We start from the raw sequence: 19,550 nt of genomic DNA, 5'->3' as shown, positions 1-19,550 counted from the left end.
GTGCGTCTATTTTTCGGCAAGCTGACATAACTCGCGCCGCGAAAGGCGTTGTCGCGGCGGGGTTGCCAGTGGGGCGTGTCGAGATTGACCGTGACGGAAAGATCGTCGTGCTCATCGGAGAGCCGGGAAAGCTCGATAAGGTCAATGACTGGGATTAAGATGAAGAACAGTCGATTCCCTTATGCAAAGTCGTACCAAGACCGCCACGGCAAACGCCGCTGGCGATACCGGGTGAAGGGTTTCACTGCCGAACTTGGCACCGAATGGGGCAGCGAAGAGTTCCAGCGCCGCTATGCCGACGCGGTGAACGGCTACTCCGCAAGAGCGCGGGACGGGGTAGGGGTGTCGCACACGATGCCCGGCACGTTCGCCGATCTCGTCGTGAAGTTTTATCAGCTCCATCTGCCTACGGTCGCAGGCAGCACCGCGGCAGATTACCGTGCAATCATTGAGCCGTTGCGAAAGAAGCACGGGCTCAAGCGGGCTTCTCAGATGCAGCGTCGCCATGTGCTGGCCATCAAAGCCGAACTGGCGAGCACACCGCAGAGGGCGAACAAGACGCTAAAGCGGCTCGCGCAGCTTATGGACCTCGCAATCGAGTTGGAATGGCGCACTGACAACCCCGTGCGGGGCGTTAAGCGGTTCCCGACCAATCCTGACGGGTTCCACGCGTGGGACGAGGCCGAGATCCAGCGCTTTTACGAGATCCACCGAATCGGGACGCCCGCGCATCTTGCAATGACGCTGATGCTCTACACGGGGGCCGCGAAATGCGACGCAGTGCAGCTCGGTCGAGGGAACGTTCGCGATGGACGGCTCGCCTATCGTCGTCGAAAGACGAAGCTGAACCCTGATGGCGTGGAGGTGAGCATCACCATCCATCCCTATCTTGCCGAGACGCTCCGCCATGTCCGTACGGACGCTTTCACCTTTCTCGAAACCGCGAACGGCAAGAGCCGGACGCCAAGCGGCCTCGGGAGTTCGATGCGGAAATGGTGCGACAAAGCAGGATTGCCCCTTTGCTCATCTCACGGGCTCAGGAAGGCCATCTGTCGCCGCATCGCCGAGGTGGAGGGCGATGTCTTCAAGGTGATGGCCGTGAGTGGGCATCGGGATATCCGCGAGGCGCAGAAATACTGCGATCGGTTCGGTCGGCACGCCAAAGCAGACTCAGCGATCGCCAGTCTTCCGGGCGGGGTAAATCCGGAACGGAAATTGACGAACCATCCCGCTAGGTTCGCCACAAATCAGTCCAAGCAACTGAGAAGCAAGGAGTAATCATGGCGTTTGGTAGGCCCGGAGGGACTTGAACCCCCAACCAAAGCGTTATGAGCGCTCTGCTCTAACCAATTGAGCTACAGGCCCGCCGATGCAGGGACGTATCAGAGGGGTTGGATCCGTCAAGAGGCTGGCTGGCCGACAGGCGAGGTGCCGAGAACCTGTTGCAGCACATCGAGCTTGCGGCGTTCTTCGGTCGTGAACGTCGCGATGTCGCCGTCGATCTCGGCCATTGCCCGAATATCCGGCTCCACTGGTCCGACGTGCGGATCGGGCATCATGAAAGAGGTCAAGGCAAAGAGGAACGCATTGAGTGTCATGGGCGGAAAACAGCCGAACGGCGGACCGGTTCCACGGACGTTGCGGCACCCACGCGTTTGGGCTATCGCACCGCGCAATCGTGGGGCGGCAAGGGATACCGGCAGATGAGCGATGAGAAGCGGGGACTGACCTATGCCGAAGCTGGCGTCGATATCGGCGCGGGTAACGAACTTGTCGATCGGATCAAGCCCGCCGCCAAAGCGACGGCCCGCGCCGGCATGATGTCGGGTCTGGGCGGCTTCGGCGCACTGTTCGATCCGCGAGCGGCAGGCTTTCTCGATCCGGTCCTCGTCGCGGCGACCGATGGCGTCGGCACCAAGCTCAGGCTCGCCATCGACACCGACAGGCTTGAGGGCGTGGGCATCGATCTTGTCGCAATGTGCGTCAACGACCTTGTCTGTCAAGGCGCGGAGCCGTTGTTCTTTCTCGACTATTTCGCGACTGGAAAGCTCGACATGGATCGGGCCGCCCGTGTCATCGAGGGCATTGCAGAAGGGTGTCGTCGTGCGAATACCGGCCTCATCGGTGGTGAGACGGCCGAAATGCCAGGCATGTATGCGGGCGGTGATTTCGACCTTGCGGGCTTCGCCGTCGGGGCGATGGAGCGCGGATCGGAACTGCCGTCGGACGTGTCCGAAGGGGACGTCCTGCTCGGCCTTGCGTCGGATGGGGTTCATTCCAACGGTTTCTCGCTCGTGCGCCGCGTGACGGAGCGGGCAGATCTCGATTGGTCGGATCAGAGCCCGTTCGGGGAGGGAACCTTGGGCGAGGGGCTGCTCGTACCCACGCGGCTCTATGTCACGCCGGTCCTTTCGGCGGTTCGGGCGGGTGGCGTACACGCGCTCGCACATATCACCGGCGGGGGGCTGACCGAGAACCTGCCGCGCGTTCTGCCGGCAGGGCTCGGCGCGCGGATCGATCTCGGTGCATGGAAGATGCCGCCGGTCTTCTCATGGCTTGCGTATGCCGGCGGGATCGAGACATCTGAAATGCTCAAGACGTTCAATTGCGGCATCGGCATGGTCGTCGTCGTTGCGCAGGATCGCGCGGAGCAGATCGCGACCCTTCTTCATGAAGCAGGAGAGCGGGTCGTGGCGCTCGGCATGGTGCTGCCCGGCGAGGGCGTGAGCTACGACGGCACCCTCGCGTGACGTTGCGCGTCGCGATCCTGCTGTCGGGCGGAGGGTCGAACATGGTGGCGCTCGCCGATAGCATGACCGGCGATCATCCGGCGCGGCCGTGTCTTGTCCTGTCGAACAAGCCCGGGGCCGGTGGGCTCGACCGCGCCTCTGCCCGCGGCATTCCCACCGCATGCGTCGATCATCGCGATTTCGCCGGCGATCGCGGAGCGTTCGAGGCGGCATTGCACGAGCGCCTCGCCGCGGCGCAGCCCGATCTGATCTGCCTCGCGGGCTTCATGCGGATCCTAACGCCGCCCTTCATCGATCTCTGGCAGGGACGAATGCTCAATATCCATCCATCGCTCCTGCCGAAATATCGGGGTCTGGACACACATGCCCGCGCGATCGCGGCCGGCGACACAGTGGCGGGCTGTACGGTTCACGAGGTGACGGCGGAACTCGACGACGGGCCGGTCCTCGGGCAAGCGCGCGTTGCGGTTCAACCGGACGACGATGCCGCAACTCTCGCTGCGCGCGTCTTGCAGGCGGAGCATCGGCTCTATCCAGCTGTCCTGCGCCGCGTGGCCGAAGGGTGTCGTGACCCGCTTCACATTCCCTGACGCTTTTCAACCCGGCCGCATCGGCATATCACCGCCGGGATTCAGGGGCGATCCCCTCAACGGAAGGATGACGCAAGCCACATGATGACGATCACCACGACCGAAGCGCTTGCAAATTTCTGCGCCCGCGCTGCCACTGCCCCCTACGTCACCGTCGATACCGAATTCCTGCGCGAGCGGACCTACTACTCCAAGCTCTGCCTGATCCAGCTTGCGATCCCGGGAAATGACGAGGAAGACGCGGTTCTGGTCGATCCACTCGTGGAGGGCCTCTCTCTCGATCCGATCTACGACCTCTTCCGCGACGAAAGCGTCGTGAAGGTCTTCCATGCCGCCCGTCAGGATCTTGAAATCTTTTGCATCGAGGGTGGCGTGATCCCTGCACCCCTGTTCGATACGCAGGTCGCCGCAATGGTCTGCGGCTTTGGCGAACAGGTTGGTTACGAGACGCTGGTCCGCAAGATCGCCAAGGGCAACATCGACAAGTCCAGCCGCTTTACCGACTGGTCGCGGCGTCCCCTGACGGATGCGCAGAAATCCTACGCCTTGGCGGACGTGACTCATCTTCGTGATATCTATGAACATCTTTCGGCCGAGCTTGCGCGATCCGGCCGCACCGAATGGGTCGAGGAGGAGCTGTCGGTTCTTACCGATCCTGAAACCTATCGCATTGCGCCCCGTGACGCTTGGCGACGGGTCAAGACGCGCACGCAGTCGGGCCGGTTCATGGCCATTCTGAGAGAGCTCGCCGCGTTCCGCGAGGAATATGCGCAAGCCCGTAACGTGCCGCGCAGCCGTGTTTACAAGGACGACGCGCTGATCGAACTTGCATCGACCAAACCGTCATCAGAGAAGGATCTCGCGCGGTCGAGGCTTCTCCTGCGCGAAGCCCGCAAAGGCGAGATCGCCGACGGAATTCTCGCTGCCGTGCAAGCGGGGCTCGAGGTGGATCCTAAGGATTTTCCCGAGACGGACAACGTTCGCGACAAGCTGCAGGTGAACCCCGCGCTTGCCGATCTGCTGCGCGTGCTTCTGAAGGCCAAGGCGGAAACGGCAGGCGTCGCGCAGAAGCTGATCGCGACCTCGGCCGATCTCGACACGATCGCGGCCGGCGGGCGCGAGGTTCAGGCCCTTTCGGGGTGGCGCAAGAAGGTCTTCGGACGCGATGCGATCCGGATGTGCGAAGGACGCGTCGGTCTGAAGGCGCAGGGCAACGACGTGGTGGTCTTCGAGCTCTGAGCGGGTCCGCTCAGCGCCGTACGGCGAGCGCGTTCGTCGCGCCGCTGACCCTCAACTCGGAAATTCCGGCGAGTTCCTCGGTATCGAGGGCAAGGGCGACAGTCACTTCGCGAGAGCGAGGGGTCGATACCCTTCCGGCCTCGGTCGGCTGTGCGGCACGGAACTGGAAGGTAAGCGATCCAGGCGCGCTCGGCACCGGCAGCAGTGCGCCCTGGTAGTAGCCCTGCACTGGCGCACGGCCCGTGGCACGGAGGATGACGCCGCTCGGAGCAGGCTCGGCCGCGACCGAGACGATCTCGGCGATGAGCGGCCGCGGATCGATCGCAACGGCTTGCGGTTCGGTTGCGAGCCTCTGCCGATCGGCTTCCCGCTCGCATGCGGCGGTCGCTACGACCAGAAGCGCCGCCATCACAATCTTCCTGCCCATATCGCGCTCCCGACCGGTCCGCTTCGCCGCATGCGTTCCCGTCAGGCCCTATCCCAAGGCGACCCGCTTGAAAAGTCCGGCCTGTCTTGCGCGGCTCCGGCCGATTGCCTAGGTCAAACCCGACCGCGCCCCCCGAAGGAGACGATCATGGCCCAAGCCGAGTTCGACGAGATTGCCGAGACCTTCGACTTCCTCGACGATTGGGAGGATCGGTATCGCCACGTGATCGAGATGGGACGGGATTTCCCACCGCTCGACGACGCGTCGAAAAGCCCGGCGACGAAGGTCGAGGGCTGCGCGAGCCAGGTCTGGCTGGTACCGCGGATCGAGAACGGGCGCTTCGATTTTGGTGGGGACAGCGATGCGATGATCGTGAAAGGTCTGATCGCCGTCTTGCATGCGCTTTATGCGGGGCGGCCGGTGGGCGAGGTCCCGGCCGTGGATGCCGAAGGAGCTTTGCACCGTTTGGGACTGGACGACCATCTGTCGTCGCAGCGATCGAACGGATTGCGTGCGATGGTCGAACGGATCCGCGCCGTCACGGCACATGCCGGCTGAGCGTTACGCCTGACGGGCGAGAGCCGGGCCAAGATCGCCGTAACCCGTAAGCCGTCTCTCGAAGTCGAGGCCGAGGCGGAAAGCTGCCTCCCGTGCGTGATCGGTCAGGTCCGGATCTTCGGTCTGCGCCAGATAGACGAGTTTGGTATAATGGCCGAAATAGGCGTCGCGCAGTTCAGGATGACGGTCGAGGCCCAGCGGGCGGATCACGAAGGCGTCGAACTGGCGGGCCAGGAAATCGGTGAGGTAAAAGGCAGTGAACTCGTGCGCGCTGCGCGATTGGAATGTCTCGGTCCCCTCGAAGAAGGCATAGCAATGCGGGGCGGGGATCATCTCGACCCCGAGGTCGTCGCAGGTACCTGCTAGCGTGCCGGCGGTTCCGCAATCACCGTAGGCCACGAAGATCCGGTCATAAGTCGCACGGTGGTGCTCCACAGCCTCGCCGACGGCACCTGGAATGCGATCCGGGTGATTGTGCAGGATCGCGGGCAGGCATGCGAGATCCATGTGGTGCCAGTCGTTCAATCGTATGAGCGCCGCGATCTCGCGCGCAAGGGCACCGCAGGCAAGGATCAGCACCCGTCCGTTGCCATCGGGCGCTGCCCCCTCATGGGTCAGTATGTCGGAGGAGGGCAGAGACATCGGATCAGTTCGACCTGACCGGCCTGCCGTAGCCTTCTTCTACCTTCAAAGAAATTTGCGACGTTTCGAACCGGGCATACACGATCGCATTTGCACCGCGTCGCCTTGTACCTGTGACCATCCGGTCGAATGTTCGCCTTTGCACGTCGGCCGAATGCTCCGCGTATTGCCTGATCTTTCCAATTGCGACGTTGCAAAGGGGTGCGGCAATGTCGCTGGATACGTGCCTAGCCCTTACGGTCGAACCAAGTGACGGGCCAAGCGTCTTGTCGATTACCCGGCACGGTGCGGTATCGATCCTAACGACCGGCATCAGCGCGGTGTCCGGCCTTGGCGGTCGTCGTCGCGATTGGCAGCACGTCGAGCCATGAAATGCAGCACAATATACGTCGCGAGGACCCCCGGGATCAACGCGGCAAGACGGACCGGAGGCGCGATGTTAGCCTGAACTGCCGCAGCGATCGCAACAGTAATGCCGCCCCCGATAATCACGATGACGAGAATCATAACGAACTTGTCGAGGGGCATGTCCCGTCTCCTTAAGGGTATCCATCATGTCGGCGCGGGGAAGGGCGGCATCAAGTGGCCGCCTCGCCCCCGACCTTGTTGTGTCGACGTGCCACCTGCGCCTTTGCAGTTTCCACCGCGACGGCCGCGTCTCGGCAATAGGCATCGGCACCGATCGCACGGCCGAATTCCTCATTGAGAGGTGCCCCGCCCACCAGCACGATGTAATCGTCGCGGATCCCCTGCTCTTTGAGCAAGTCTATGACCACTTTCATGTATGGCATCGTGGTCGTCAGTAGCGCAGACATGCCGAGGATCTCTGCCTTCTCGCGCTTCAGCGCCTCGATGTAATCTTCGGCGGGATTGTTGATGCCCAGATCGACGATCTCGAAGCCCGCTCCTTCCATCATCATTCCGACGAGGTTCTTGCCGATATCGTGGATATCGCCCTTCACGGTGCCGATCACCATCTTGCCCATCTTGGGCGCGCCGGTCTCGGTCAGAAGAGGCTTCAAGATCCCCATTCCGCCCTTCATCGCCCCCGCAGCGAGAAGAACTTCCGGCACGAAGAGGATGCCGTCGCGGAAATCGTTGCCGACGATCGTCATGCCGGAGACGAGCGCCTTTGTCAGGATATCGTATGGCTGCCACCCGCGTTCGAGCAGGATGTTCACGGATTCCTCGATCTCTTCCTTCATGCCGTCGTAAAGGTCGTCCTGCATCTGCTGGACGAGCTCGTCGTCATCGAGCTCCGACAGGATGATGTCGTCCTGATCATCGGACATGGACTTGCACTCCTTCTTGGGCGCGCGGGTTCCGCGCGCCGGATTTCGTCCGCGACTTCCCACCGAGATGGTGCCGATGGCGGACTTGGCAAATGTTCTCAATTCGTTCTATTCTTCGGGTATGGACCGACCCGCCCCGCCCAGACATCGCAGCCGCGCCCGTGCCGCCGCCTCGAACCCGGAAACGCGGTTCGATACGCTTGTCCGCGTGGCCGAGGATGACGGTTGGTCGCCCGATGCGGATCTGCCGCTTCTCAGGACCGAGGTGCGGGAGGACGTTCCGCGCAGCGTCATCACGCGAAACACCTCGCCGGATATCGGCTTCGACCGTTCGATAAATCCATATCGCGGTTGCGAGCATGGCTGCATCTACTGTTTCGCGCGGCCGACCCATGGTTTTCTGGGACTTTCTCCGGGACTCGACTTCGAGACGAAGCTCGTCGCACGGCCCGACGCGCCACGCATCCTTGCGCGGGAGCTTGGCCAAAAGGGGTACAAAGTCGCGCCGATCGCCCTTGGGACGAACACCGATCCCTACCAACCGATTGAGCGCGAACGGCGCATCATGCGCGGCATCCTGGAGGTGTTGCAGGCCCACCGACATCCGCTGACCATCGCGACCAAGGGATCGTTGGTCGAGCGTGATATCGATATCTTGTCGGAACTGGCGGAGAGAGAACTCGTACGCGTCGGCATCTCGGTGACGACGCTCGACGCGCAGCTCGCGCGCAACCTCGAGCCCCGAGTCCCATCTCCGGTGCGTCGATTGAAGACGATCGAGCGTCTTGCCCGAGCGGGCATCCAGGTCCGGGTCATGGCGTCGCCGATGATCCCGGGCCTGACTGACTCCGAACTCGAACGTATCCTCGAGGCCGCGCGCGATGCAGGGGCGGTCGCCGCGTCTTGGGTCATGCTTCGTTTGCCCTACGAGGTCGCGGGACTTTTCGAGGAATGGCTCGAACGGCACGCACCGCACCGAAAGGAAAAGGTGCTCGCCCGCCTGCGCGAGATGCATGGCGGCAAAACGTATTCCGCGGAATGGGGATTGAGGATGCGCGGGGAAGGGGTCTATGCCGCGCTTCTGGCCAAGCGCTTCGACCTCGCCGTCCGGCGTCTCGGCCTCGATGAACATCTGGATCCGCTCAGATGCGACCTCTTCGAGGTGCCGCTCGGTACGGAACGCCAGCCCTCGCTGTTCTGAGCAGATATTCGGTGCCGCGCGGTGTGCTTTATGATAGGCAACGACATGGTCAGCTTTGCCCACAGCGTGGCCCGCGTCGCGGTCTGGAATCTCGCCGGGTACCAGTACGTCTCGCCCGACCGCCTTGCTCGGCAGGTGGCGGGGCTCGCGTTCCTCGATGCTGAGATGGTCGTGCTCGTCGAACTCTATGGCGAAAGCCATCTCGATGCGCTCGCCAAAGGCCTCGCAGAGCAGGGGGTCGATTACCTCCCCGTCTTCGTGGCGCAGCCCCATGGGCTGCATATCGGAATTCTGGCCAAATCGGGCGTGACCGTCGAGAATGCAAGGCTGATCCCTGGCACCGAGGGAAAGTACGAGAAGGGGCGCCGCGCCCTTGCGTTTGATACACGTATCGGGGGCTTTTCGGCTCATGTGCTGGGATTGCATCTCAAATCCGGTCGCGGCGCGGCCGAACAGGCGCTGCGCGACACGCAATGCCGCGCGATCGGCGCTTATGTCGAAGCCTATCGCACTGCGGAGGGTCAGTCCCGCCGAGCTATTCTGATGATGGGCGACTTCAACATGATCCCCGGGCAGGACGTCAGCAATTTCCATCATCTCGGCGGCGACGACGTGATGGATTTCGTATCGAGCTGGGATCTGCAGGACAGGTTCTCTCATATTCTCGATCTCGGGCGGGCCAACCTTCTGGACGGTTTCGCGATCAGCCGGACATATTCCACGCGTTATATCCGTGGAACGCTCCGTCTCTTTCCGATGCACTGGACGATGGAGATGGGCCGGGAGGCGTTTCGAGATCGCGTTTCGGACCATTTGCCCTTCACCGCGTCCTTCCGCATCTCCTGACGCGTCAACCGCGCCTGCGCCCCCGGCGTTGACGTACCGGACCTGCAACGTCACCGGTGCCATCGCTGGGAGAGGAAAATCCGCCCATCTTCGCTTCGATCTCGGCAAGGTCTGGGGCGGGCCCCTTTGCCTTAGTCTCGAGCGCCTCGCGCATATGGCGCAGATGTTCGGAAGTTGTGCCGCAACAACCGCCGATGATACGCGCGCCGGCATCCCGCGCCATCACGGCGTAATCGGCCATGAGTTCGGGCGTGCCGTTATAGTGAATGTGACCATCCACGTATTTAGGGATACCCGCATTGCCCTTCGCGATGATCGGCCGGTCGGGCGATTGCGCGGCAAAACCCAGAACTGTGCGCAGCAGGTCGGAGGCCCCGACACCGCAATTCGCTCCGAAGGCCACCGGAGGGTGCTCCTTCATCTTGCCGACGAGCGTGACCATGTCCGCGCTCGTCACACCCATCATCGTGCGGCCGGCCGTGTCGAAGCTCATCGTGCCGCACCATGGCATGTCCGCAAGCGCCGCCCCTTCCGAGGCCGCACGGTACTCTTCCGGTGACGAGACCGTCTCGACCCAGAGAATATCAGCCCCGCCCTCCTTCAGCCCCTCGGCCTGTTCGTGAAACATCTCGACCGCAACTTCGTGGGTCAGTGTTCCCATCGGGACGAAGATGTCACCGGTGGGTCCGACGCTGCCCGCTACGACGACCGGACGCGACTGCGCATCCGCGACCTCGCGTGCGATCTCCGCACCTGCGCGATTGAGTTCGCGGACGCGATCCTGCGCGTCGTGCAGTTTCAACCGCGAGGCATTGCCGCCGAACGTGTTGGTAAGAAACAGGTCGCTTCCTGCCTCCACCGGACCGCGGTAGAGATCGCGGATCCGCTCGGGATGATCGACATTCCAGAGCTCCGGCGCATCGCCGGATTGCAGCCCCATATTGAAGAGATTGGTCCCGGTCGCGCCGTCGGCTAGAATCCATTCTCGGGCCTCGAGCATCTTCGTCAGTGCGTCTTGGGGCATCTCTTTGGGTCTCCTTCGGTCGCGCGGGGTCTGCCACGTCTCTATCATGCGCGCAAATGCGGATGTTTCATGATCATCATGCGCCATCGCGCGCCGGCGTCAGGCCATGTCGGCGAGTTCGGCCTTGGCCTGAATCATGAGCGCGTCCATCTTCTCGCGCAGTTCCGCCTCCGAGACCTTGTCGTCCAGATCGCCCTTCACCTTGCGGTAGACGTCTTCCTCACCTGCCTCTTCGAAATCGGCCTTTACGACCTCTTTCGCGTAGGCCTCGGCTTCGGCTCCGTTCTTGCCGAGCTTCTCGGCAGCCCAGACTCCGAGAAGGCGGTTGCGCCGCGCCTCTGCACGGAACTGCATTTCCGCATCATGGGCGTACTTGCTTTCGAAGGCGTCGCGCCTGTCTTTCATGTCGCTCATATCGCGAGATTCTCCTTGCTGGTTCGTTACTGATATGTGGCGTGGGGTCCGGCCCGCCAAGAGGGCCTTCTTGGCAAGGGCAGGGCTTTCGCCTATAGGCGGGACGAGAAGGCGCGCGCGGTCGCGCCCGTCAGGAGACATCATGGCACGGCGCAAGAAAATCTACGAAGGCAAGGCCAAGATCCTCTACGAGGGTCCCGAGCCCGGTACGTTCGTCCAGTATTTCAAGGACGACGCCACGGCCTTCAATGCCGAGAAGAAGGCAACGATCGACGGCAAGGGCGTGCTGAACAACCGCCTGAGCGAGTTCTTCATGAAGGGCCTTGCCCAGATCGGAGTGCCCACGCACTTCATCAAGCGGATCAACATGCGCGAGCAACTGATCCGACAGGTCGAGATCATCCCGCTCGAGGTCATCGTGCGCAACTTCGCCGCCGGCTCCATGTCGACGCGCCTTGGACTTGCCGAAGGGACGGCGCTGCCGCGGCCGATCGTGGAATTCTGTCTCAAGGATGACAAGCTCGGGGATCCGCTGGTGAGCGAGGAGCATATCCTGGCTTTTGGCTGGGCCTCGCAGCAGGATCTCGACGACATGATTTCGCTCGCGCTTCGGGTGAACGATTTCATGTCGGGCATCATGCTCGGCGTCGGCATCAAGCTCGTTGATTTCAAGATCGAGATCGGGCGTATCTGGGACGGTGATTTCCAGCGTCTCGTCATCGCCGACGAGATCAGCCCCGATTCGTGCAGGCTCTGGGATCTCGAGACGGGACAGAAGCTAGACAAGGATGTCTTCCGTCGCGACCTCGGAAATCTTGCCGATGCTTATACGGAGGTGGCGCGGCGGCTGGGCGTTCTGCCCTCGAACGTCACTCACGCGACGAAGCCCACCTTGATCAACTGACGGCCTGCGGTCGTTCGGCCGCGGGATTTGAGTATTTTTTGACAGATGAAGCAGGGGGCCGCGCGATGAAGGCACGTGTGCACGTCATGCTGAAAGACGGCGTTCTCGATCCACAGGGCGAGGCCGTACGCCATGCGCTGGGCGCGCTCGGTTTCACCGAGGCGCGCGGTGTGCGGCAGGGCAAGGTCATCGAACTCGATCTTGAGGATGGGACAGATACCGCCCGCATCGATGAGATGTGCGAGCGCCTTCTCGCCAATACCGTCATCGAGAGCTATCGCGTGGAGATCCTTTGAAATGCGGATTGCCATCGATATGGATGAGGTCATGGCCGACACTCATGCCGCGAAGCTCGCGCTTTTCGCCGCACGCGGTTACACGTGGAGCGAGGAGGAGATCGCGGGGCGGCATCTTTCGGATCTCGCGGGCAGCGAAGATGCGGCCCAGGTCGAAAGCGAGATGCAGCGGGGGCTCTTCTTCGCGGATCTGGCCGTTGTGCAGGGTGCGCAAGAGGGAATCGCCGCATTGGCGCAGGACCACGAAATTTTCGTCGCGACTGCCGCGATGGAATATCCTGCATCCTGCCCGCACAAGATCGCTTGGCTCGCACGGCACTTTCCTGATATTTCGCCGATGAACATCGTGCTCTGCGGCGACAAGAGCGTAATCGCCGCCGACCTTCTCATCGACGATTCACCGCGCCATTTCACGGGCTTCGGCGGTACTGGCATCTGCTTTGACGCTCCGCACAATCGTGGCGATCAGGTCTCTCATCGCTTGACCAACTGGGCAGATGCCGAGGCGATGGTCTCGGGTTTCGCTTGAGGAGAGCTTCGCCATGAAGGCAGCCGTCATTGTCTTTCCCGGGTCGAACTGCGACCGCGATCTTGCGGTGGCACTGCGGCAGGCGGGCGCATCTGTCGAGATGGTCTGGCACAAGGATCGCGAACTGCCCTCCGGGGTCGATCTCGTCTGCCTTCCGGGAGGCTTCTCCTTCGGGGATTACCTGCGTTGCGGGGCGATCGCGGCACGGTCTCCTGTCGTCGACGCCGTCGTGGCTCACGGGGCGGCGGGTGGTTATGTCCTAGGCATCTGTAACGGCTTTCAGATCCTTACCGAGACCGGTCTGCTGCCGGGCGCGCTGATGCGTAACCGGCAGCTCAAATACATCTGTCGGACTGTGCCGCTCGTCGTGCGCAATCACGAAAGCGATTTCACGCGAGGCTATCGCGAGCGGCAGATCATCGACATTCCGATCGCCCATCACGACGGCAATTATGTGGCCGACCGCGACACGCTCGACCGACTCGAGCGGGACGGCCGCATTGCGTTCGCCTATGCTGCAAATCCGAATGGATCGCAGAACGACATTGCCGGCGTGCTCAGCGAGAACGGGCGCATACTCGGCATGATGCCGCATCCCGAACGCGCGGCTGATCCCGCCCTTGGTGGCACCGACGGCCGCATCTTGTTCGATGCGCTTTGTCAGAGCTTTGCGGATGCATGAACTTGTCGGAAGGGCCTGCCGCGCTTAGCCTCTGCGCATGAAGCCGCCGATCATCCCCGATCCGTCGCCTCCGCGGCGATGGCCCTGGCGTGTCGCCGCGGCTTTCGCCGTGATCGTGGCGCTGAGCGTCGTCTGGGTGACGAACACCCTGCTAACCGAGCGTTTCACCGAAAGCACACGTAACCGGGCCGAGGTGCGTCTCGCCCTGTATTCCGGCAACCTGATGAGTGCCCTTCAGCGCGCGAGTGTCGTACCGCTTCTGCTGAGCCGCGACCCGGCGTTGATCGGCGCGCTGACGTCCCAGGAATATTCCCAGACGACACAACGGCTGATTTCGTATCTCGACGAGATCGGCGCGCAATCCCTGATGCTGCTTGACCGTGACGGACGCGCCGTGGCCGCCACCGACCGGGAGCGGTTGGGGTCGAACCACAGGCAAGAGCCGTATTTCGTAGATGCCTTGCGAAATGACGGGACGGTCTTTTCGCTTGTTCAGCGCGAAAGCGGGGCCTTCGCATTTTCGTATTCCCGCCGGATCGAGGTCGGCGGCGCGCTGACGGGTGTCATCGTCGTGGGTGTCGATTTGCGTCAGTTCGAAAGCAGCTGGGCGGGGTTCTCGGACGCCGTACTGGTGACGAACAGCGAGGGTCAGATCATTCTCGCCACTGAATCGAGATGGCGCGGCCTGAGCGAGGACGAGGCTCTTGCCCGTCGTTCGGCCACAGGTGCGATCGAGCGGGCGATCCAAGCCACCAACGACTGGACTGCGCTTCCGGCTGACGCCTATGTCGCAGGCGAGGCGGTGATGCGGCAATCTACCCGGATCCCGTTCCAAGGCTGGCGTATGACCAGTTTCACGACTTCGGCTTCCGTGCGGGAGCGCGTGAACGGAGTGCTCGCGCTGGAGATCATGGGATTCGCGTTGCTGATTGCGGCCGGGTCGTTCTGGGCCAGCCGTCGTGCAGCGAGCAGGTCGAATTTTTTCCAGCGGGAGTCGGCGGATCTTCGCGCCCTCAATGTGGCCTTGCAGCGGGAAATTGCCGAGCGTGAAAAGGCCGAAAAGAACCTAGAAGTGGCCGAGCAGACCGTCGCACAAACATCGAAGCTTGCTGTTCTGGGAGAGATGTCGGCTTCGGTCAGCCATGAACTGAACCAGCCGCTCGCGGCGATGAAGACCTACCTTGCGGGTGCCCGGCTTCTCGTCCAGCGCAAGCGTCCCGACGAGGCGTTGGCTTCGTTCCACCGGATCGACGACCTGATCGAACGGATGGGTGCGATCACCCGTCAGCTCAAAAGCTATGCGCGCAAGGGGGGCGATGCGTTCGAAACGCTCGACCTGCGCAATTCGCTGAGTGCTGCGCTTGCCATGATGGAACCGCAGCTCAAGGCGCGTGACGTGGCGATTTCGCGCTCCGTTCCGGGTGCTCCGGTTCCAGTGGTGGCCGACCGCATCCGGGTCGAGCAGGTCATCGTCAACCTTCTCAGGAACGCGATCGACGCGACGAAGGACACGCCGGATCCCCGGATCGAACTGATCCTGTCGGCGGGTGATAACGCAGTGCTGACCGTCCGTGACAACGGCACGGGCATCAAGGATCTCGAATCCCTCTTCGAGCCGTTCTACACGACGAAGGCTGCGGGCGACGGCACAGGGCTTGGGCTCGCAATCTCGTCAGGCATCGTTGCGGATCTAGGCGGACGGCTGACCGCGCGGAACGCCCGTGACGGCGGTGCCGTTTTCGAGATGTCCCTGCCGATCCGAAGCGATATGCAGGAGGCTGCGGAATGAGGGGGAAGAGTGGATGGCAGCACAGATGAAGATCGCGATCGTTGATGACGAACACGACATGCGGCAGTCGATCAGCCAGTGGCTGGCCCTGTCGGGTTATGAAACCGAAACCTTTGGCTCGGCCGAAGAGGCGCTGAAGACGTTGCCGACTGACTATGCCGGCGTGGTGGTCAGCGACATCAAGATGCCGGGTATGGACGGAATGGCGTTTCTCAAGCGGCTCATGGCAGCTGATTCCGCGTTGCCGGTCATCATGATCACCGGGCACGGCGACGTGCCGATGGCGGTCGAGGCAATGCGTGTCGGTGCGTTCGATTTTTTGGAGAAACCCTTTAACCCCGAGCGGATGACCGATCTCGTGAAGCGCGCGATCTCGCGCCGGCGGCTGACGCTCGACAACCGTGCGCTTCGCCGCGAACTCAGCGACGGCACGGGCATCATGCGAAAGCTGGTCGGGTCCTCGCCTGTCATGGAACGCCTGCGGGAGGATATTCTCGATCTCGGCCAGGCGGATGGTCATGTCCTCATCGATGGCGAAACGGGCACCGGAAAGACGCTTGTCGCCCACGCGCTGCACGCCGTGGGTGCCAAAACGGGTCGCAAGTTCGTGCTTTTCTCCTGCGCCGGTCAGGATGAGGAAACGTTGTCGGGACGGCTTTTTGGTGCAGGCGGTGAGGATATACCGCTGCTCGAGCAGGCCCGTGGGGGGACGCTCGTCCTCGAGGATATCGACGCGCTGCCGGGTGCTCTTCAGGCGCGGCTGCTGACCTGGATGAACGAGCAGGGTACGCCTGCCGAAACGCGCATTATTGCCATCTCGAACCTCTCGGCCCAGGGGCGCACCGTCGAGGACGTACTTCGGCCGGACCTCTATTACCGCCTTGCCGCGATGAAGATCACTCTGCCACCATTGAGGGCGCGGGGTGAGGATATCTTGACCCTTTTTGCACGGTTCTCGGAGCAGGCGGCAGAGGAATATGGCTGCGACGCGCCCGAAATCAGTGCGCAGGAGGCCGCGCAGCTTCTCCAGGCACCGTGGCCCGGCAATATCCGGCAGCTCACCAACGTGGCCGAACGCGCGGTGATGCAGAACCGCCGAGGGTCGGGCAAGATCTCGTCGCTTCTGATGGCCGACGAAGAAACGGACGAACCCGGCATGACGACAGAGGGCAAGCCGCTCAAGGAATATGTCGAGGCGTTCGAAAGGATGCTGATCGACAATACGATGCGACGTCATCGCGGCTCCATCGTTGCTGTCATGGACGAGCTTTGCCTTCCACGTCGTACACTGAACGAGAAGATGGCAAAATACGGCTTGAGCAGGTCGGACTATCTCGGCGGCTGACGAACGCAGGCCTCGGAATCAATCCAAGGTTGCGTCATACCGAAGACATAATCCGATTGTAATGGGATCGCAAACTCCTCTATGCTGGGCGGAGCCGGGGTGAGGATCCGAAAGGATAGAGCTTCGGCTGCTTGATTTCGCTGGTCGGCCGCACCTCAGGGATGTGCCGGTCATGCAGATCGGGGCCGAGGCCCCTTCCAAATCCGGCAAAGGCTATGCCTGTCCGGACCCTTAGAGACAGTCGGGCGCGGCCTGCCTGTCGGAGATGAAATGCGATGCGCCGCATGCCGTTGACAGACCTGCAAACGTTGGACAGCCTCGGCTGCGCGTGCAGCGTCGGACGACCGAGCGCCGTCGCCGCAATAAGACAATTCGCCGGATCGACCGCGCCGCCAATTGGCTGCGCCGCACCGCCAGGATTGCGGAAATTGGATATATGGCAAAGAAGATGCTTATCGACGCCACCCACGCGGAGGAGACTCGCGTGGTCGTCGTTGATGGAAACAAGGTCGAGGAATTCGACTTCGAATCCGAGAACCGGCGTCAGCTTGCGGGGAACATCTACCTCGCCAAGGTGACGCGGGTCGAACCCTCGCTCCAGGCAGCCTTCGTCGATTACGGCGGCAACCGCCACGGCTTTTTGGCTTTCTCGGAAATCCACCCCGATTATTATCAAATCCCGATCGCGGATCGCGAGGCGCTGCTTGCCGAAGAGGCTGCCGAGGCCGAAGCTGAGCGCGAGGAAGAGGAGCAACCGCGAAAGCGTTCGCGCTCGCGGAACCGGTCGAAGGCCGCCGAAACTGTCTCCGACGATGCCAAGACCTCGACCGAAGCGTCGTCAACCGACGCGGAGGCCGTGTCCGACGACATCGCGGCCAGCGAGGCAGATATCGATGCGGCAGCGCGCACGATGGCCGTGGTCGAAGGGATCCCCGGCATGGATGTCGTCGATCTTGTGCAGGGCGAGGAAGATGACGATGAATCGCGTCATGGCGATGAGGACGAGAAGCCCTATGACGCGGCAGACGACGCATCCGAGCGGGATTCCTCGATCGAGTCCGTTGCGGACGACGACGTCGTCGATGAGGTTCGCCCGCGCCGGAAGCCACGCGCGAAGAAGTACAAGATCCAAGAAGTCATCAAGGTTCGCCAGATCCTTCTGGTGCAGGTCGTCAAGGAAGAGCGAGGCAACAAGGGAGCGGCGCTGACGACCTATCTGTCGCTCGCAGGTCGCTATTGCGTGCTCATGCCCAACACGGCGCGTGGCGGCGGGATCAGCCGCAAGATTACCAATGCGGCCGACCGCAAGAAGCTCAAGGAGATTGCAAACTCGATCGAGGTGCCGCGCGGTGCCGGGCTCATCGTCCGGACGGCTGGGGCAAAGCGCACCAAGACCGAGATCAAGCGCGACTACGAATACCTTCAGCGCATGTGGGAAGAGATCCGCGCGCTGACGCTGAGATCGATCGCGCCAGCTCCGATCTACGAGGAAGGCAACCTCATCAAGCGCTCGATCCGCGACCTCTATAATCGCGATATCGACGAGGTGCTTGTCGAGGGCGATGCTGGTTATCGCGTGGCCAAGGACTTCATGAAGATGATCATGCCGTCCCACGCGAAGAACGTCAAAAATTACCACGATCAGATGCCGCTTTTCGCGCGCCACCAAGTGGAGAGTTATCTCGGCGGCATGTACAATCCGACCGTGCAGCTCCCATCGGGGGGTTACATCGTGATTGGCGTCACCGAGGCGCTTGTCGCGATCGACGTGAACTCCGGCCGTGCGACGAAAGAAGGCTCGATCGAGGAGACCGCCTTCAAGACCAACATGGAGGCAGCCGAGGAAGTCGCGCGCCAGCTGCGCCTGAGGGATCTGGCGGGTCTCATCGTGATCGACTTCATCGACATGGAAGATCGCAAGCACAATGCGAATGTCGAGAAGCAGTTCAAGGACAAGCTCAAGACCGATCGCGCGAGGATTCAGGTCGGCAAGATCTCTGGGTTCGGCCTGCTCGAAATGTCCCGCCAGCGGCTGCGTCCCGGCATGATCGAGGCAACGACCCAGCCATGTCCGCATTGCCATGGCACGGGCCTCCTGCGGTCCGACGAGAACGTCTCGCTCGCCATTCTGCGTCAACTCGAGGAAGAAGGAACGCGCAAGCGCACCAAGGAGGTTTGCGTGACCGCTCCCGTGCAGATCGCCAATTACCTCATGAACCACAAGCGTGACCACGTCGCCCAGATCGAGGCGCGCTACGGGATGGTGGTGCGGATCGAAGGGGATGCGACCCTTGTCAGCCCCGATTACAAGGTCGAAAAATTCAAGACTCAGGTGACCCGCGTGGTCGAGCAAACGGCCGCGATCGTGTCCTCCGCCGCCATGATGGAAGATCTCGACGAGGAGGTCCCTGCCGAGATCGACGAGACCGAAGCGCCGGAAGCTCCCACTGCGGAGGCCGAAGTGACGCAACAGCCCGCCGCTGAGGGTGACGAGAAGCCCAAGAAGCGTCGTCGTCGTCGTCGTCGTCGGAAGAACGGTGGTGAGAACGGCGATCAGCCGGGGGCGGAGGATCAGGATCGATCGACCGACAACTCTGGGGATGCGGGCTCGGAAGAGGCGGGCAACGAGCCGGTGGCCGAGGCGGTGGAACAGCCTAAGGACGGCGAGAAACCGAAGCGCAAGCGCAGCCGGTCCCGCAGTCGTAAGTCCAGCGACGAGACCTCGGCCAAGTCTGAGCCGAACGTAGAGGAGCCTGTCGCCGTTGAAGTGGCGGAAGCTCCTGGTCCGGCCGCCGAACGGCGAGAGTCGGACGCGTCGACTGAGCGGAAGCCGGAAAGCGCAGAGCCGGCAGCCCCGCAGCCGGTCTCCGAGGATGTCTCCGAGCGTATCACGGAGAAAGCGCCTGTAGCGCCGCCTGTTCCTGCCAATGACGTTCGGGATGATGCGGCCGAGGATGATCCGAAGCCGAAGAAACGCGGTTGGTGGTCACTGCGCGGCTGATATCCCAATACATGCGCCGGC

General features: G+C 62.3%; 22 protein-coding genes and 1 tRNA gene. 14 read left to right on the top strand and 9 right to left on the bottom strand.

The window, feature by feature from the left end; genetic code table 11:
• Positions 1–159: 159 nt before the first annotated feature.
• A complete protein-coding gene (locus RVY76_RS08580) occupies positions 160–1,278 on the top strand; it encodes a site-specific integrase (RefSeq protein WP_317373462.1) in 1,119 nt (372 codons plus the stop codon).
• A 10-nt stretch (positions 1,279–1,288) separates the two neighbouring features.
• Here the strand turns inward: RVY76_RS08580 and RVY76_RS08575 are convergent.
• Positions 1,289–1,365 (bottom strand) — tRNA-Ile (locus tag RVY76_RS08575).
• A 35-nt stretch (positions 1,366–1,400) separates the two neighbouring features.
• Entirely contained in the window at positions 1,401–1,598 is a 198-nt protein-coding gene (locus RVY76_RS08570; RefSeq protein WP_317373461.1) for a hypothetical protein, read from the bottom strand.
• Positions 1,599–1,703: 105 nt separating this feature from the next.
• Here RVY76_RS08570 and purM point away from each other — a divergent pair, with 105 nt between their 5' ends.
• The 3 genes from purM to rnd all read left to right on the top strand — a co-directional run bounded on the left by purM (position 1,704) and on the right by rnd (position 4,579).
• The gene (purM, locus tag RVY76_RS08565; protein WP_317373460.1) at positions 1,704–2,750 is read left to right on the top strand and encodes a phosphoribosylformylglycinamidine cyclo-ligase; all 1,047 of its coding nucleotides are present in this window, start codon (positions 1,704–1,706) and stop codon (positions 2,748–2,750) included.
• Positions 2,747–3,340 (top strand): phosphoribosylglycinamide formyltransferase, encoded by a 594-nt coding sequence (gene purN / locus RVY76_RS08560; protein WP_317373459.1) that lies wholly within the window; start codon positions 2,747–2,749, stop codon positions 3,338–3,340. The genes purM and purN overlap by 4 nt, the downstream gene beginning before the upstream one ends.
• Before the next feature lie 81 nt (positions 3,341–3,421).
• Positions 3,422–4,579, top strand: a complete 1,158-nt coding sequence (gene rnd / locus RVY76_RS08555; protein ID WP_317373458.1) for a ribonuclease D — start codon at positions 3,422–3,424, stop codon at positions 4,577–4,579.
• 10 nt (positions 4,580–4,589) lie between these two features.
• On the opposite strand, the gene RVY76_RS08550 is transcribed toward rnd, so the two are convergent.
• Complete coding sequence (locus RVY76_RS08550) at positions 4,590–5,006, bottom strand: hypothetical protein (RefSeq protein ID WP_317373457.1); 417 nt, start codon at positions 5,004–5,006, stop codon at positions 4,590–4,592.
• Between the two features lie 147 nt (positions 5,007–5,153).
• On the opposite strand from RVY76_RS08550, the gene RVY76_RS08545 reads away from it, so the two are divergent.
• Positions 5,154–5,564: a SufE family protein gene (locus RVY76_RS08545; protein WP_317373456.1), complete on the top strand. Its 411-nt coding sequence runs from the start codon at positions 5,154–5,156 to the stop codon at positions 5,562–5,564.
• Positions 5,565–5,567: 3 nt separating this feature from the next.
• Here the strand turns inward: RVY76_RS08545 and RVY76_RS08540 are convergent, their stop codons facing one another.
• The 4 genes from RVY76_RS08540 to RVY76_RS08530 are packed head-to-tail and all read right to left on the bottom strand — an operon-like array spanning position 5,568 to position 7,498.
• Entirely contained in the window at positions 5,568–6,206 is a 639-nt protein-coding gene (locus RVY76_RS08540; protein WP_317373455.1) for a DUF1638 domain-containing protein, read from the bottom strand.
• Positions 6,207–6,210: 4 nt separating this feature from the next.
• On the bottom strand, positions 6,211–6,519 hold the full coding sequence (locus tag RVY76_RS18710; RefSeq protein WP_410795986.1) for a heavy metal-binding domain-containing protein: 309 nt from the start codon (positions 6,517–6,519) through the stop codon (positions 6,211–6,213).
• Positions 6,519–6,734 (bottom strand): hypothetical protein, encoded by a 216-nt coding sequence (locus tag RVY76_RS08535; RefSeq protein ID WP_317373454.1) that lies wholly within the window; start codon positions 6,732–6,734, stop codon positions 6,519–6,521. Before RVY76_RS08535 ends, RVY76_RS18710 begins: the two co-directional genes overlap by 1 nt.
• Positions 6,735–6,784: 50 nt before the next feature.
• Positions 6,785–7,498: a B12-binding domain-containing protein gene (locus tag RVY76_RS08530; RefSeq protein WP_317373453.1), complete on the bottom strand. Its 714-nt coding sequence runs from the start codon at positions 7,496–7,498 to the stop codon at positions 6,785–6,787.
• Between the two features lie 121 nt (positions 7,499–7,619).
• Here RVY76_RS08530 and RVY76_RS08525 point away from each other — a divergent pair, with 121 nt between their 5' ends.
• Together RVY76_RS08525 and RVY76_RS08520 are read left to right on the top strand one after the other, a co-directional pair.
• On the top strand, positions 7,620–8,699 hold the full coding sequence (locus tag RVY76_RS08525; protein WP_317376739.1) for a PA0069 family radical SAM protein: 1,080 nt from the start codon (positions 7,620–7,622) through the stop codon (positions 8,697–8,699).
• Positions 8,700–8,744: 45 nt separating this feature from the next.
• The gene (locus RVY76_RS08520) at positions 8,745–9,545 is read left to right on the top strand and encodes a GMP synthase (protein ID WP_317373452.1); all 801 of its coding nucleotides are present in this window, start codon (positions 8,745–8,747) and stop codon (positions 9,543–9,545) included.
• A gap of 4 nt (positions 9,546–9,549) precedes the next feature.
• On the opposite strand, the gene bmt is transcribed toward RVY76_RS08520, so the two are convergent.
• Positions 9,550–10,569, bottom strand: coding sequence for a betaine--homocysteine S-methyltransferase (gene bmt / locus RVY76_RS08515; protein ID WP_317373451.1), 1,020 nt, complete (start codon positions 10,567–10,569; stop codon positions 9,550–9,552).
• Positions 10,570–10,668: 99 nt separating this feature from the next.
• Positions 10,669–10,983 (bottom strand): DUF1476 domain-containing protein, encoded by a 315-nt coding sequence (locus tag RVY76_RS08510; RefSeq protein ID WP_317373450.1) that lies wholly within the window; start codon positions 10,981–10,983, stop codon positions 10,669–10,671.
• Positions 10,984–11,125: 142 nt separating this feature from the next.
• Between RVY76_RS08510 and purC the strand changes: the two genes are divergently transcribed.
• The 7 genes from purC to RVY76_RS08475 all read left to right on the top strand — a co-directional run bounded on the left by purC (position 11,126) and on the right by RVY76_RS08475 (position 19,529).
• Entirely contained in the window at positions 11,126–11,887 is a 762-nt protein-coding gene (gene purC, locus RVY76_RS08505) for a phosphoribosylaminoimidazolesuccinocarboxamide synthase (protein WP_317373449.1), read from the top strand.
• A 65-nt stretch (positions 11,888–11,952) separates the two neighbouring features.
• Positions 11,953–12,183: a phosphoribosylformylglycinamidine synthase subunit PurS gene (gene purS / locus RVY76_RS08500; RefSeq protein WP_317373448.1), complete on the top strand. Its 231-nt coding sequence runs from the start codon at positions 11,953–11,955 to the stop codon at positions 12,181–12,183.
• Positions 12,095–12,712, top strand: a complete 618-nt coding sequence (locus RVY76_RS08495) for a 5' nucleotidase, NT5C type (protein WP_317373447.1) — start codon at positions 12,095–12,097, stop codon at positions 12,710–12,712. Before purS ends, RVY76_RS08495 begins: the two co-directional genes overlap by 89 nt.
• Before the next feature lie 13 nt (positions 12,713–12,725).
• Entirely contained in the window at positions 12,726–13,394 is a 669-nt protein-coding gene (gene purQ / locus RVY76_RS08490) for a phosphoribosylformylglycinamidine synthase subunit PurQ (protein ID WP_317373446.1), read from the top strand.
• 37 nt (positions 13,395–13,431) lie between these two features.
• On the top strand, positions 13,432–15,183 hold the full coding sequence (locus RVY76_RS08485) for an ATP-binding protein (protein WP_317373445.1): 1,752 nt from the start codon (positions 13,432–13,434) through the stop codon (positions 15,181–15,183).
• A gap of 13 nt (positions 15,184–15,196) precedes the next feature.
• On the top strand, positions 15,197–16,528 hold the full coding sequence (locus RVY76_RS08480; protein WP_317376738.1) for a sigma-54 dependent transcriptional regulator: 1,332 nt from the start codon (positions 15,197–15,199) through the stop codon (positions 16,526–16,528).
• A gap of 436 nt (positions 16,529–16,964) precedes the next feature.
• Positions 16,965–19,529 (top strand): Rne/Rng family ribonuclease, encoded by a 2,565-nt coding sequence (locus RVY76_RS08475; RefSeq protein WP_317373444.1) that lies wholly within the window; start codon positions 16,965–16,967, stop codon positions 19,527–19,529.
• Positions 19,530–19,550 lie beyond the last annotated feature (21 nt).

It is taken from the genome of Palleronia sp. LCG004 (assembly GCF_032931615.1).
Lineage (GTDB): Bacteria > Pseudomonadota > Alphaproteobacteria > Rhodobacterales > Rhodobacteraceae > Palleronia.
This window is presented reverse-complemented; position numbering and strand designations above follow the sequence as displayed.

Bases quoted from the DNA above. Each gene is read 5' to 3' on its own strand.
- RVY76_RS08580 (WP_317373462.1), top strand. From the start codon at position 160: ATGAAGAACAGTCGATTCCCTTATGCAAAGTCGTACCAAGACCGCCAC.
- RVY76_RS08570 (WP_317373461.1), bottom strand. From the start codon at position 1,598: ATGACACTCAATGCGTTCCTCTTTGCCTTGACCTCTTTCATGATGCCC.
- purM (WP_317373460.1), top strand. From the start codon at position 1,704: ATGAGCGATGAGAAGCGGGGACTGACCTATGCCGAAGCTGGCGTCGAT.
- rnd (WP_317373458.1), top strand. From the start codon at position 3,422: ATGATGACGATCACCACGACCGAAGCGCTTGCAAATTTCTGCGCCCGC.
- RVY76_RS08550 (WP_317373457.1), bottom strand. From the start codon at position 5,006: ATGGGCAGGAAGATTGTGATGGCGGCGCTTCTGGTCGTAGCGACCGCC.
- RVY76_RS08545 (WP_317373456.1), top strand. From the start codon at position 5,154: ATGGCCCAAGCCGAGTTCGACGAGATTGCCGAGACCTTCGACTTCCTC.
- RVY76_RS08540 (WP_317373455.1), bottom strand. From the start codon at position 6,206: ATGTCTCTGCCCTCCTCCGACATACTGACCCATGAGGGGGCAGCGCCC.
- RVY76_RS18710 (WP_410795986.1), bottom strand. From the start codon at position 6,519: ATGCCGGTCGTTAGGATCGATACCGCACCGTGCCGGGTAATCGACAAG.
- RVY76_RS08535 (WP_317373454.1), bottom strand. From the start codon at position 6,734: ATGCCCCTCGACAAGTTCGTTATGATTCTCGTCATCGTGATTATCGGG.
- RVY76_RS08530 (WP_317373453.1), bottom strand. From the start codon at position 7,498: ATGTCCGATGATCAGGACGACATCATCCTGTCGGAGCTCGATGACGAC.
- RVY76_RS08525 (WP_317376739.1), top strand. From the start codon at position 7,620: ATGGACCGACCCGCCCCGCCCAGACATCGCAGCCGCGCCCGTGCCGCC.
- RVY76_RS08520 (WP_317373452.1), top strand. From the start codon at position 8,745: ATGGTCAGCTTTGCCCACAGCGTGGCCCGCGTCGCGGTCTGGAATCTC.
- bmt (WP_317373451.1), bottom strand. From the start codon at position 10,569: ATGCCCCAAGACGCACTGACGAAGATGCTCGAGGCCCGAGAATGGATT.
- RVY76_RS08510 (WP_317373450.1), bottom strand. From the start codon at position 10,983: ATGAGCGACATGAAAGACAGGCGCGACGCCTTCGAAAGCAAGTACGCC.
- purC (WP_317373449.1), top strand. From the start codon at position 11,126: ATGGCACGGCGCAAGAAAATCTACGAAGGCAAGGCCAAGATCCTCTAC.
- purS (WP_317373448.1), top strand. From the start codon at position 11,953: ATGAAGGCACGTGTGCACGTCATGCTGAAAGACGGCGTTCTCGATCCA.
- RVY76_RS08495 (WP_317373447.1), top strand. From the start codon at position 12,095: ATGGGACAGATACCGCCCGCATCGATGAGATGTGCGAGCGCCTTCTCG.
- purQ (WP_317373446.1), top strand. From the start codon at position 12,726: ATGAAGGCAGCCGTCATTGTCTTTCCCGGGTCGAACTGCGACCGCGAT.
- RVY76_RS08485 (WP_317373445.1), top strand. From the start codon at position 13,432: ATGAAGCCGCCGATCATCCCCGATCCGTCGCCTCCGCGGCGATGGCCC.
- RVY76_RS08480 (WP_317376738.1), top strand. From the start codon at position 15,197: ATGGCAGCACAGATGAAGATCGCGATCGTTGATGACGAACACGACATG.
- RVY76_RS08475 (WP_317373444.1), top strand. From the start codon at position 16,965: ATGGCAAAGAAGATGCTTATCGACGCCACCCACGCGGAGGAGACTCGC.